This window comes from Nocardiopsis potens DSM 45234 (assembly GCF_000341105.1).
GTDB classification, from domain to species: Bacteria; Actinomycetota; Actinomycetes; order Streptosporangiales; family Streptosporangiaceae; genus Nocardiopsis_A; species Nocardiopsis_A potens.
This window is the reverse complement of the sequence record NZ_ANBB01000003.1, coordinates 1-12,140: the sequence shown is the minus strand read 5'-3', so window position 1 is coordinate 12,140 and position 12,140 is coordinate 1. Positions and strand designations below refer to the sequence as shown.

The following is a 12,140-nucleotide window of genomic DNA, read 5'->3' as shown; positions in this document are numbered from 1 at the left end:
TATCTCTATGTCGACCGGTCCCGGACATTTCCCTTACGCATTGTGGCGATCCAGGTGACCATGGCATTTCCGATTCCGGTGCCGGACCCGGCCCGAGGGAGGCAAATGGCGGAGATCGTCCGTTTCGACAACGAGGAGGGCGCGGCGGTGCTGGTGGAGGCCGCCGGCAGCTCGCCGCAGATGCGCGACGTGAGCGGACGGGACATACTACGCGATTCCGACCAGACGATCCAGCGGATCCTGGGCCGGGTGCGCGACCTGTCCGCGCTGGTCGTCCGGGAGATGCGGGGCGTCGCCGCGGAGGCCGACGAGCTCAGCGTCCAGCTGGGCATGAAGATCAGCGCCGAGGCCGACGTGTTCCTGGCCAAGGCCACCGGGGAGAGCAGCATCCAGGTGACGATCACCTGGCGGCGGGGGGACGCCCCCCGCTGACCCCGGGACCGGGGCGGCGGCGCCCGGCCTCGCCGGCCGCGGCGCCGCCGCCCGTTCCGGTCCGCCCGGATCAGCGTTTGGCGTACATCCGCTCGACCGCCTCGGACTCGCGGTCCAGGATCCGGGCGCGGCGCAGCTTCAGCGTCGGCGTCAGGGTCTCGTCCTCGACGGTGAACGCGCGGTCCAGCACGGTGAAGGCGCGGACCGACTCCGCCCGGGAGACCGCGCCGTTGCCGGCGTCCACCGCCTTCTGCACCTCGGCGCGGAGCCCGGGGTCGTCGGCGAGCTCGGCGACGGTGGCCTCCGCGGGCCGGCCGGCCCGCTGCTTCCAGGCGGCGAACTCCTCGGCGTCCAGGGTGATCAGCGCGGTGACGAAGGAGCGCCCGTCGCCGATCAGCATGCACTGCTCGACCAGCGGGTCGGCGCAGATCCGCTCCTCGATCGGGACCGGGGCGACGTTCTTGCCGCCGGCGGTCACCAGGATCTCCTTCTTCCGCCCGCTGACCCGGACGTAGCCGTCGGCGTCGGCCTCGCCGAGGTCGCCGGTGGCGAACCAGCCGTCGCGGAAGGCCTCCTCGGTGGCCTCCGGGCGGTTCCAGTAGCGGGAGAAGACGGGGCCGCCCTTGACCATGATCTCGCCGTCCTCGGCGATCTTGACCTCGACGCCGGGCAGGGGGTGGCCGATGGTGCCGGGGCGGATCCGGCCCGGCGTGTTGGCCAGCACCGCGGCGGTGGTCTCGGTCAGCCCGTAGCCCTCCAGGACCTCCAGGCCGATGCCGCGGTAGAAGTGCAGCAGCCGCACGTCCAGGGCGCCGCCGCCGGAGATCACCCGGGTGCACCGGCCGCCGAGGGCGCCCATCAGCTTGCGGTAGACGAGCGGCTCGAAGATGCGGCGGCGGAGCCGGAGCAGGGGGCCGGGGCCGCCGGGGCCGTCCAGCGCGGTGCTGTAGGCGACCGCGGTCTCGGTGGCGGCGTCGAAGATCCGCCGGGACAGCCCGCCGGTCCGCTTGCGCGCGCCGGTGTGGATCTTCTCGAAGACGTAGGGCACGGCGAGCAGGAAGGTCGGCCGGAAGGTGCCCAGGTCGGCGATGAGGTCGGCGACGCTGGCCGCGTGGCCGAGCTTGGCGCCGGCGTGCACCGCGGCCACCTCCACCATCCGCCCGAAGACGTGCGCCAGCGGCAGGAAGAGCAGGGTGGAGGGGGCGTCGTCGCCGCCCGGCTCGCCCTCGAAGAGCACCGAGAGGGCGTGCGTGGCGCCGTCGATCTCGGCGAAGAAGTTGGCGTGGGTGAGCACGCACCCCTTGGGGGTCCCGGTGGTCCCGGAGGTGTAGACGATGGTGGCCGGGTCGGACGGGGAGACGGCCTCGCGGCGCGCCTTCACCTCCGCGTCGTCCACCTCGGCCCCGGCGGAGGCCAGCGCCTCCAGGGCTCCGGGCTCGCCGCGCAGCGGGTCCAGCGTCCACAGCCGGCGCAGGCCCGGGACCTGCTCCCGGACGCCCTCGACCGCGGCGGTCGCGGCCTCGCCGTCGACGATGCAGCCGACGGCGCCGGAGTCGTTGAGGATCATCGCGATCTGCTCGGGCGAGGAGGAGGGGTAGATCGGCACCGGGATCGCGCCGGCCGCCCACGCGGCGAAGTCGGCGATGGTCCACTCGTAGCGGTTGGCCGAGAGCAGGCCGATCCGGTCGCCGGCGGCGACGCCGGCGGCGATCAGGCCCTTCGCGACCGCCATGACCTGGCCGCGCACCTCGGCGGCGGGGACGTCGCGCCAGCCTCCCGAACCGTCGGCCTTGCGGCTGAGCATCGCGGACTCGGGGTGGAGGTCCGCGCGTTCGAAGAGGACCTCTGCGAGGCCGCCGTGGGTGCGGGGCTCGCTCGCTGCGGGGGTGGAGATGTGGGTCACTCTCCTGTGTCTATCCGACATTCGTAACAAATACGAACATTTGACACGGACGCTCGGCATGACAAACGCCATACTCCCCCGGCCCCCGGAGCGGCCCCGCGCCCCTGCGCGCACCCCTCACTCGGGCAGCGACAGGCGCACCATGATCGCGGTGCCCTCTGCGGTGACCTTCCCGCCGTGCCGGATCTCACCGGAGACGAAGACCTTCCGCCGCTCGGTCCCGGTCACCCGGGCGCTGATCTCCAGCGGCACGTTGAGCGGGGTGGGCTCGCGGTAGTTCACGTCCAGGTTGGCGGTGAGCCCCGGCATGCCCGCGACGCTGGAGGCGGTCCCCAGCGCCTGGTCCAGCAGGGCCGCCAGCCAGCCGCCGTGCACCAGTCCGGGCGGCCCCTGGTAGAGGCCGTTCAGCAGCACCTCGCCGCGGACGCCGCCCTCGGCGTCCTTCTCCAGGACCAGCGGCGGGGCCAGCGGGTTGACCGGCCCGGAGACGCCGTTGGTGAGGGTGCCGTACTCGATGGAGTCGTCGGGGTAGGTGTAGCGGACCATCGCGCCCAGCTGCCGGCGGCCGCCCTGGACCAGCTCCTCGGCCTTGGCCACCGCGTCGGCGGCCGCGGCGAGCGCCTCGGGCGGGGCCTCGGTGTGCGCGGCGGCGTCCATCAGCGACCGGACCCGCTCCACCAGCGAGGCGAGCTCGGCGGGGATCTCCTCCTCGGGGACCACGGTGAATCCGTAGTCGGCGGGATCCGGCAGTTCCGTCACCGGCTGTGCGTCGACCGTCATGTCTTCCTTCAACGATTCGATCCGCAGCGCCGCTCGGCGCGTGCGCGTACCGGAGGCCGGGTTCTCGGGCCCGGCCCCCGAACCGAATCTTACTCGGTAGTAGCTTACGGCGCCGGTCCCGGGGCCGCGCGGGAGGGATCCCGCGGCCCGGAGCCGCCGCCCGCTCTCTCCAACCCGCGCCCCGCCTCCCGGTATTTCGTGAGCCTCGCCACCGCCCCGCTCAGCCGACCGGCTCCTTGGCCATGGACACGTGCACCATCCCGGCCTCGGTGAACTCGGGCCCGTGGGCGGTGTAGCCGAGCCGGGTGTAGAAGTCCCGGGCGTGCAGCTGGGCGTGGAGCTCGATCCGGGTGACCCCGCACCGCGCGGCGTGCTCCTCCAGGGCCCGGACCAGGCGGGCGCCCAGCCCGGCCCCCCGCGCGCACGGCAGCACCGCGAGCCGCCCCAGCACCCCGGTCCGGCCGCGGACCACCATCCGCACCGTGCCCAGCGGCACCCCGCCGACCCGGGCCAGCAGGTGCTCGGCCCCCGGGTCCTCCGCGTCCGGCTCCAGCGCGCTGGACACCCCCTGCTCGGCGACGAAGACCGCCCCCCTGATCACATAGCAGGCCGCCCGGTCGGCCTCGCCCACCGCGGGCCCGATCTCCACCGCGCCCCGCGCCCGCCCACCGCTCTCGTCGTTCCGCATGGCCGCACCCTAGTGCGCCGAGGCGCCGATCCAACGGCCACCGACCAGGAGACTCCTCCCTCCCCGGCAACGATCCAGGCCCAGTGGCCCCGAAGCACCCGCCGATGCGGGACCGGTCGACGGGGCTGCGGGGCGGCACGCCCCTCGGCCGCGCGGCGCCTCCCCGCCCCGCCCTCCGGAGCGGACGGCGCGGCCCGCCGGCCCCGGAGGACCCGGAGCACCGGCACCGGCCGCGACACCGAGGCCGGACCCTGCGGGAGAGCGCCGCCGGGGCCGGTCAGGGCCACCAGCGGTAGACGTCCCGCAGCGCGGCGAGGTACTCCCGGCCCGCCGCCGGGCCGCCCAGTTCCCGGGCGGCGCCGAGCAGCACCGGGGAGCCCGGGGCATCGCCCGTCGAGTAGCGGTCCAGGGCGGCCCGGACCCGGCCCAGGACGACGTGGTCGGGGGCGCCCCGCTTCCGGTCCCGCTGGGCGCGGCCCAGCTCGGCGTGGGCCTGCTCCTCGTGGCAGATGCCGTGCGGCATCGGCGCGTCGGCGAAGGCCACCGGCTCGGGCGCCCCCGAGGCCGCCCACGGCGTGCCCGGCGGCCGCTCCCCCGCGTCCAGGTACGGCGCGACCTGGGCGAACGCCTCCCCCGGGGAGTGGTAGAAGAAGAACACCGGGCGGGGACGGGACAGCTGCTCGGCCAGGAGCCTCCGGCGCCGCCCGGCGTCCGCGGGCAGCCGCGCCAGGATGCCGGCCGGGTCGGCGCCTGCCGCGCGGGCCGCCGCCAGCGCCTCCTCCAGCACCCGGACGCGGCGCTCCCCGTCCAGCCGGTCCGACAGGGCGGTGAGCGCGGCGGCCCGCTGCCCGTCCCGCCCCTCCGGGAGGCGGCGGACGGCGGCCAGCCCGGCCTCCAGGGACGCCCCGGACAGGTGCCCGGCCCGGCCGGTCACGACCCGGGCCAGGTAGCCGGGACGGCCGTCCTCCTCGACCTCCTCCAGCACCCGGACCATCAGGTCCTCGGGCAGCACCGGGGCGAGGTCGTCCAGGAGCGAGTAGGCGAAGAAGTTCTGGTGGCCGACGTGCTCCAGGGCGAGCTCCAGGGCCCCGGCCAGCGCGTCGCGGCGCTCCGCCCCGGTCAGCAGCCCTGCGGCGTCGAGCAGCAGGGTGTACCTGCGGTCCTCGTCGGCCACGGTGCGGGCCGCCCGGACGGCCTCGGCCAGCGGTGCGGGCCGCTCCTCCGGCGGGAGCAGGCCGGCGGCCCCGATCAGCATCTCGGCGCGGTCGTCGGCGTCGGTGAGCCCGCGCGCCAGGGACAGGGCCTCGCCCGCGGCCCCCGCCCGCTCCGCCTCGGGCACCGCCTCCGCCTGGGAGAGCAGCATCCGCACCCGGTCGCAGGGGTCGGCGACGGCCCGGGCCGCGGCCGGCGCCTCGGCGAGGACCGGCGCCCTCGATTCAGGCGGGAGCAGGGACGCGACCGCGTGCAGCGCCCGGGTGCGGTCGAACGGGTCGGGTACCGCCCGGGCCGCCTCCAGGGCGCCGGGCAGCAGCGGCCCGCGCTCGGCGGCGGGGACCGCGGCGGCGGTGTCGGCCCACAGCTCGGCCCGGCCCGGCGGCTCCTCCCCCGCCCCGGCCTCGGCCAGCGCGTCCGGGCGCTCGGCGGCGGACAGCAGCGGGATCAGCGCGGTCCAGCGGAGCCGGACCGAGCCCTCGTACTCGGCGGCCGGGTCGAGCAGGGCGACGGCGGCGCGGGCCTCGGTGAGCACCGCCGCCCGGTCCTGCGCGGGCAGCCGGGGGGCCAGCGCGGTCAGGGCGTCCGCGCGGTACCGGGGATCGCCCAGGGCGCGGGCGGCCGGGACGGCGTCCAGGGCCGCCTCCGGTGGCAGGTACGGGACGACCCCGTCCAGGGCGAGCGCCCTCTCGATGTCCGGCGGCCGGGCGGCGGCCACCGCCAGCGCGCGGCCGGCGGCCTCCTCCGGCATGTGCGGGGCCAGGTCGCGCAGCACCTCGTGGCAGCCGTACCCGTCGGCGTACTCCACTTCGACGCGGTCGAAGAGCCGGTGCCAGGCTTCGGCCGGCAGCAGCGGGGCGACCTCCGCCACCAGGTCCTCGCGGGGGCCGCCGACCACCAGAGCCTGGTCCATCGCCTCCTCCGCCACCGCCGCCCGGTCGGCGGCGGGCAGGTGGGGCAGGAGCGCGAGCAGGGCCCGGCAGCGCTCACCGGGCCGGTCCCGGGCGCGGGCGCGGGAGAGCGCCCGGACGCCGTCCCAGATCCCGGCCTCCAGCAGCAGGGCGGGGAACTCCTCCGACTCGCCGAAGCGGGGGCCGGCGGCCCGGGCCGCGCAGATCCCCATCAGCGCGTAGCGCATCTCCAGGCCCAGGCCGGGCGCTGGGCGGCCGCCGGCCGGAGCGGCCGCGGCCGCCAGCGCGCGGGCGGTCCGCAGGTCGGCGAGGTACCCCTCGACGTCGCCGGCCCGGTCCCGCGCGTCGAACCAGACGTTCACCGCGCCGGGGCGGTGGTCGGCGGGCCGCTCGCAGGCCAGCAGCCGGTGCACGTCCCGGTCCCGGCCCGCGGCCGCCAGGTGCCGGACCGTGTTCCGCAGCCCGTACCCGCCGTCCTCGTCGCCCCGCTCCGGTTCGGCGGCCAGCAGCGGCAGCCCGGCGTCCAGGCCGCCCCACCGGTCGAGGTGGCGGTCGGCGATGCGGCCGTGCCGGGCGCGCTCCGCCTCCGCCGAGCGCTCGATGGCCAGAGCGCGCAGCGCGTCGCGCATCCGGAGGTACCCGTGCCGGGCGGCCTCCCGCCCCTGCGGCTCCGCCGGCCGGTCCGCCGAACCCGGTATGCGCATGTCGCTCCGTCTCCTCGTCATCGGCTCCGGCCGCAGGGGCGGCGGACGAGGGAACGCTAGTGGCGCCCGGCCCCGGCGTACAGCGAATATCCGGCCGCGCGGGAGGACGGGAGCGGGCGGGGAGGGCGGCGCGCAGGAGCCCCGCGCCCGGACCGGAGCGAGGGGGCCGGCCGCCCGGTTCCGTTCGGCGCCGCGAAGGCGCAATAACGTTCAAGAACGGGACACTTCCGGCGCCCTAGGTTCAGGGGCGTGAGCAATCCAGTCTTCCCTCTCTCTCCGCCGGTGCGCGATGCGCTGGGCATCGGGGTGGCGGTCGGGGTCTCCGGGACGGCGTTCGGCACGGCGGCGGTGGCCGCCGGGCTGAGCGTGCCCCAGGCGTGCGCTCTGAGCCTGTTCGCGTTCACCGGCGCCTCGCAGTTCGCGCTGGTGGGGGTGGTCGCCGGGGGCGGCAACCTGATCGCCGGCGCGGTGGGCGCGCTGCTGCTCGGGGCCCGCAACACCCTGTACGGGCTGCGCATGGCCGACCTCCTCGGCTGGCGCGGGGCCCGGCGGGCGGTGGCCGCGCACGGCGTCATCGACGAGACCGCGGCGGCCTCCCTGGCCCAGCGGACCCCGGCCGCGTCCCGGACCGCGTTCATCGCCACCTTCGCCTCCCTCTTCGTGTTCTGGAACGCGACCACCCTGCTGGGCGCGGTCGCCACCGAGCGGATCGGCGACACGTCCGCATTCGGCCTGGACACGGTGGGGCCGGCGATCTTCCTCGCGCTGCTCTGGCCGCGCCTGCGGGAGAGCGGCCGGATCCGGCTGGTCGCCGCGGGCGGCGCGCTGATCGCGCTGGCCGCGGTGCCGTTCCTCCCGCCGGGCGTCCCGGTGCTGCTCGCCGCCGCGGCGGTGCTGCTCGGCCCGGCCCCGGACGGCGGTACGCCGGCCGGCGGCGGAGCCGGGGGGGCCGCCCGTCCCGGGGACGGACCGGTCCCCCCGGGCGGGGACGGCGGCGGCGCTGCGGACGGCGCCGCGGACCGGCGGGAGGTGCGGCCGTGACCCTGTGGATCGCCATCGCCGTCACCGCCGTCGGCTGCTACCTGCTGAAGTTCGCCGGCCTGGCGGCGCCCCGGCGGCTGCTGGACGCCCCGCCGGTGCGCCGGTTCGCGCTGACCGTCCCGGTGGCGCTGCTGGCCGCGCTGGTCGCGGTGCAGTCCTTCACCGACGGCGGGTCCGCGCTGGTCGCCGACGCCGCCCGGCTGGCCGGCCTGGCCGCGGCGGCCGCCGCCCTGCTGCTGCGCGCGCCCTTCCTGGTGGTGGTCCTGGCCGCCGCCGGAACCACCGCGCTGCTGCGCGCGGCCGGGCTCGGCTAGGCCGTCTCCGCAGGGGCCGGCCCCCGGCCCCTGCTCCGCCCGGGCAGGCGGCCCGCCGCCGGTCCGCGCTCCCGGCGGGCCCCGTGCAGGGCGGCCGCGCGGCGGAAGTGACGGGAGGCCTCTCCCGGGGCAGGTAGCCGGTGAAGGGCCGCGGACCCCGGCGGGCGGGTCCGCCCGCCGGGGTCCGCGGCCGTGCTCCTCGCGGTGCCCCCGCGACCGTGCTCCTTGCAACGATGGAAGGACCGCCGTGCCCCCCGAGACCTCCTCCCCGGACACCGACCGCCGCACCGCCGCCGAGGCGGTCGCCGAACTGCTGGCCGCCGCGCACGTGCGGCGCTGCTACACCGTCCCCGGCGAGAGCTTCCTGGAGCTCGCCGACGCCATCGACCGGCGCGGCGACATGCTGCTGGTGTCCACCCGGCACGAGAACGGGGCCGGGTTCATGGCCGAGGCCGAGGGGAAGCTGACCGGCGTCCCCGCCGTCGCCGCGGCCACCCGGGGCCCGGGCGCCGCCAACCTGTCGGTCGCCGTGCACACCGCCATGCAGGACTCCACCCCCATGCTGGTCTTCCTCGGCCAGGTGGAGACCGACCACCTGGGGCGCGAGGCCTTCCAGGAGGTGGACCTCACCGCGTTCTACGCGCCGATCACCAAGTGGTCCACCACCGTCACCCGGGCCGACCGGCTGGTCGAGGCGACCGCGCGCGGCCTGCGCATCGCCACCTCGGGGCGGCCCGGCCCGGTCGCGATCGCGGTCCCCGGCGACCTGTTCGGGCGGCCGGTCGGCGCGCCGGCGCTGCTGCCCGGGGCCGCCCCGCCCCGGCCCGCGCTGGGCGAGGACGAGCGGGACCGCCTCGCCCGGTGGCTGGCCGGGGCCGAGCGGCCGGTGATCATCGCCGGGGGCGGCGCGCGGGGCGCCCGGGAGGAGCTGGTCCGGGTCGCCGAGCGGTTCCAGGCCGGGGTGTACGCCTCCTGGCGGCGGCAGGACGTCTTCCCCAACGGCCACCCGCTCTACCTGGGCCACCTGGGGCTGGGCTGCCCGCCGCAGGTGACGGCCGCGCTGCAGGAGGCCGACGCGGTGCTGGTGGTCGGGTCCCGGCTGAGCGAGACCACCACCCAGGCCTACCGGTTCCCCGCCCCCGGGCTGCGGGCGGCCGACTCCCCCGTGGCCCAGATCGACATCGACCCGGACCAGGTCGGGGCGGTCTCCGGGGTGTGGCTGGGCGCGGTCGCCGACGCCCGGCGGGCGCTGCGCGCCCTGGCCGACTCCCCGCTGACCGCCCCCCGCCGGGACTTCGCCGCCGCGCACCGGGCCTGGCTGGACGGCACCTCCGCCCCCGCCGAGGCCGCCGTCCACCCGGGCGGGCGGCTGCACCCCTGGGCGGTGGTGGACGCCATGCGCTCCGCGCTCCCCGCCGACACGGTGCTCGCCAACGACGCCGGGAACTTCGCGGCGTTCCTGCACCGCGGCTGGCGGTTCGAGGAGCCGCGCACCCAGCTGGCGCCGACCAGCGGCGCCATGGGGTACGCGGTCCCCGCGGCGGTCGCCGCCAAGCTGGTGGAGCCGGACCGCACCGTGGTCGCGGTGGCCGGCGACGGCGGCGCGCTGATGACCGGCCAGGAGCTGGAGACGGCGGTGCGCACCGGCGCCGCGATCATCGTGGTGGTGTTCCAGAACGGCCTGTACGGCACCATCGCCATGCACCAGGCCCGCGAGCTGGGCCGCACCGCGGCGACCGACATCAGCGGCCCGCTGGACCTGGCCGGCTACGCCCGGTCGCTGGGCGCCCGCGGCGCCACCGCGCACACCCCCGAGGAGTTCGCCAAGGCCCTCTCCGGGGCGCTCGGCTCCGATCTGCCCACCCTGATCGACGCGCGCACCGACCCGGACGTGATCAGCCCCGGCGCCACCCTCTCCGGGCTGCTCGGCGGGCACGGCGGCTGACCCGGTGGGCGGGCCGCCGGAGGGATCGCCGCACCGGTCCGGGGCGGCGGCCCCGCGCGTCCCGGCGGGCGGCCCGCGGCGCGGCCGCGCCGGCCCGGTCCCGGTCCGTTCCGCGCGGCCGGGCCGGCCCCCGCCGGTCTCCGAGGGGGCCGCGCGGCCTGTCCGGCGGCGTCCGGGTCGGCATCAGACCGGCGGGCGCCCCGCGGTGCAGACGGTCTGGGCCGCCTCGCGGAGGGCGCGCACCGCCGCCCGGATCGCGGGGCGGCGGGCGGCGTCGGCGTTCCAGAACACGTAGACCTGGCGGACCAGGGCGGGCTGCACCTGGACCAGGCGGACCCCCTCGGGGACCGGGCCGCGGCCGAGGCGGGGGATGACCGCGGCGCCCAGGTCCGCGGCGACCAGGGCCATCTTGGTCTGGTGCTCTTCGGCGGTGTGCGCGATGCGGGGCTCGACGCCGCGCTCCCGGAGCATGCCGTGCAGCCACTCGTCGCAGGTGCCGCCGCGGGTCCAGCTGATCCAGGGCAGCCGCAGCACGTCCTCCAGCGACACCAGGTCGTGCCGGGCCAGCGGGTGCCCGGCGGGCAGCGCGATGTCGGCGACGTCGTCCATCAGCGGGGCGCGGGCCATCCCCTTGGAGAGCGGCAGCGGCGCGCCGATCCAGTCGACCACCACGGCCAGGTCGGACTCGCCCCGGGCGACCGCCGGCACGCTCTCGTCCGGTTCCTGCTCGGCGAGCTCCACGACCAGGCCGGGGTGGTTCTCCCGGAGCGCCACCAGGGCCTGCGGCAGCAGCCCGCGGGCGGCGGTGGCGATCGCGGACAGCCGCAGGTGGCCGATGACGGCGTCGCGGTGCGCCTCCAGGTCGGCCTCGGCCTGGCGGACCATGGACAGGATCCGCGAGGTGTGCTCGACCAGTACCTCGGCGGCCTCGGTGAGCCGGACCCCGCGCCCGTTCCGCTCCACCAGGGGCTGGCCGACCTCCCGCTCCAACTTGCTGAGCTGCTGGGAGACCGCGGAGTTGGTGACCCTCAGCTCCTCGGCGGCGCCGGTGAGCGACCCGTTGAGCGCGATCGCGTGCAGGACCCGCATCCGTTCCACACTCAGCATGTAAGCCATTCTAACAGGGTCCTTAAGGAGATTGAAGTAGACCTAAGCGGACGGGGCGGGATAGAAACATCCCATGACGACCGCTCTCCGGCCGCCCGCCTCCTGGCAGTGGCGGTTCCTGCTGCTCGCCCTGGTGTGGGGGGGCGAGCTTCCTGCTCATCAAGATCGGCACCACCGCGTTCACCCCGGCGCAGATCACCCTGGGCAGGATGGCGGCGGGCGCCCTCCCGCTGCTGGCCCTGGTCCTGCTGACCGGCGGCCGGCTGCCCTCCTCCCCCCGGATCTGGCTGCACCTGTCGGTCGCGGCCCTGTTCCTGAACAGCATCCCGTTCACCCTGTTCGGCTACGCCGAGCAGCACATCCCGTCCGCGCTCGCGGGCATCTGCAACGCGGCCACGCCGCTGTTCGCCATGGTGTTCTCGATGCTGATGCTCTCCGACGAGCGGCCCGGGCCGCTCCGGCTGGCCGGGCTGGGCGTCGGCTTCGCCGGGGTGCTGGTGGTGTTCGGGGTGTGGGCCGGGTTCGGCGGGGCGGACGGCACCGGCATGCTCCTCGCCCTGGGCGCCGCGCTCTGCTACGGGATCGGCACCCCCTACCTGCGCCGCGCCCTGCTCACCGGGCGGCGCCCGGCCGAGCCCGGCGGACCGGCCCGGCCCGCCCTGGCCGCCGGGTACGGCCCGGTGGAGCTGGCCGCCGCGCAGCTGCTCATCGGGACGGTGCAGATGCTGGCCGCCACCGCGGTGCTGGACGGGGCGCCGGCCCGGGTCCCCGCGGACGCGGTGCTGGCCGTGGCGGCGCTCGGCGTCTTCGGCACCGGCCTGGCCTACGTGCTGCAGTACCGGATCATCGCGGACGCCGGGGCGACCGTCGCCTCCACCGTGACCTACCTGGTGCCGGTGGTGGCCGTCGCCGCCGGGACGCTGCTGCTCGGCGAGCGGCTGTCCTGGAACGAGCCGGCCGGCACGGTGCTGATCCTGCTCGGCGCGGCGCTCACCCAGGGGGTGCTGCGGCTCCGGCGGCGGGCCCCGGAACCGGTGCCCGCGGGGGCGGCCGCCCCCGCCCCGGAGCGGGAGCCGCAGCCCTCCGGGTGACCGCGGAGCCGC

The 12,140-nt window shown here is 77.2% G+C and carries 10 protein-coding genes; 5 read left to right on the top strand and 5 right to left on the bottom strand.

Annotation, left to right across the window (positions count from 1 at the left end; translation table 11 throughout):
• Positions 1-105: 105 nt before the first annotated feature.
• Positions 106-432 carry a CU044_2847 family protein gene (locus tag D459_RS0101515; RefSeq protein ID WP_017591220.1) on the top strand — a complete coding sequence of 109 codons (327 nt, stop codon included), beginning with the start codon at positions 106-108 and terminating at the stop codon, positions 430-432.
• Positions 433-502: 70 nt separating this feature from the next.
• Here the strand turns inward: D459_RS0101515 and D459_RS0101510 are convergent, their stop codons facing one another.
• From D459_RS0101510 to D459_RS0101495, 4 genes are all read right to left on the bottom strand, one after another.
• Positions 503-2,335: an AMP-dependent synthetase/ligase gene (locus tag D459_RS0101510; RefSeq protein WP_017591219.1), complete on the bottom strand. Its 1,833-nt coding sequence runs from the start codon at positions 2,333-2,335 to the stop codon at positions 503-505.
• A gap of 117 nt (positions 2,336-2,452) precedes the next feature.
• Positions 2,453-3,115: a PaaI family thioesterase gene (locus D459_RS0101505; protein WP_017591218.1), complete on the bottom strand. Its 663-nt coding sequence runs from the start codon at positions 3,113-3,115 to the stop codon at positions 2,453-2,455.
• Between the two features lie 220 nt (positions 3,116-3,335).
• On the bottom strand, positions 3,336-3,803 hold the full coding sequence (locus D459_RS0101500; protein ID WP_017591217.1) for a GNAT family N-acetyltransferase: 468 nt from the start codon (positions 3,801-3,803) through the stop codon (positions 3,336-3,338).
• A 277-nt stretch (positions 3,804-4,080) separates the two neighbouring features.
• Positions 4,081-6,630, bottom strand: coding sequence for a hypothetical protein (locus tag D459_RS0101495; RefSeq protein WP_017591216.1), 2,550 nt, complete (start codon positions 6,628-6,630; stop codon positions 4,081-4,083).
• Between the two features lie 282 nt (positions 6,631-6,912).
• On the opposite strand from D459_RS0101495, the gene D459_RS0101490 reads away from it, so the two are divergent.
• The 3 genes from D459_RS0101490 to D459_RS0101480 all read left to right on the top strand — a co-directional run bounded on the left by D459_RS0101490 (position 6,913) and on the right by D459_RS0101480 (position 9,930).
• On the top strand, positions 6,913-7,671 hold the full coding sequence (locus D459_RS0101490) for an AzlC family ABC transporter permease (RefSeq protein ID WP_017591215.1): 759 nt from the start codon (positions 6,913-6,915) through the stop codon (positions 7,669-7,671).
• Positions 7,668-7,985 carry an AzlD domain-containing protein gene (locus tag D459_RS0101485; protein ID WP_017591214.1) on the top strand — a complete coding sequence of 106 codons (318 nt, stop codon included), beginning with the start codon at positions 7,668-7,670 and terminating at the stop codon, positions 7,983-7,985. Before D459_RS0101490 ends, D459_RS0101485 begins: the two co-directional genes overlap by 4 nt.
• Positions 7,986-8,232: 247 nt before the next feature.
• On the top strand, positions 8,233-9,930 hold the full coding sequence (locus D459_RS0101480; protein WP_017591213.1) for a thiamine pyrophosphate-dependent enzyme: 1,698 nt from the start codon (positions 8,233-8,235) through the stop codon (positions 9,928-9,930).
• A 183-nt stretch (positions 9,931-10,113) separates the two neighbouring features.
• Here D459_RS0101480 and D459_RS30375 read toward each other — a convergent pair whose 3' ends face one another.
• Positions 10,114-11,037 carry a LysR family transcriptional regulator gene (locus tag D459_RS30375; protein ID WP_017591212.1) on the bottom strand — a complete coding sequence of 308 codons (924 nt, stop codon included), beginning with the start codon at positions 11,035-11,037 and terminating at the stop codon, positions 10,114-10,116.
• Positions 11,038-11,189: 152 nt separating this feature from the next.
• Here D459_RS30375 and D459_RS0101470 point away from each other — a divergent pair, with 152 nt between their 5' ends.
• Positions 11,190-12,128 (top strand): DMT family transporter, encoded by a 939-nt coding sequence (locus D459_RS0101470; protein WP_338044390.1) that lies wholly within the window; start codon positions 11,190-11,192, stop codon positions 12,126-12,128.
• Positions 12,129-12,140: the final 12 nt, after the last annotated feature.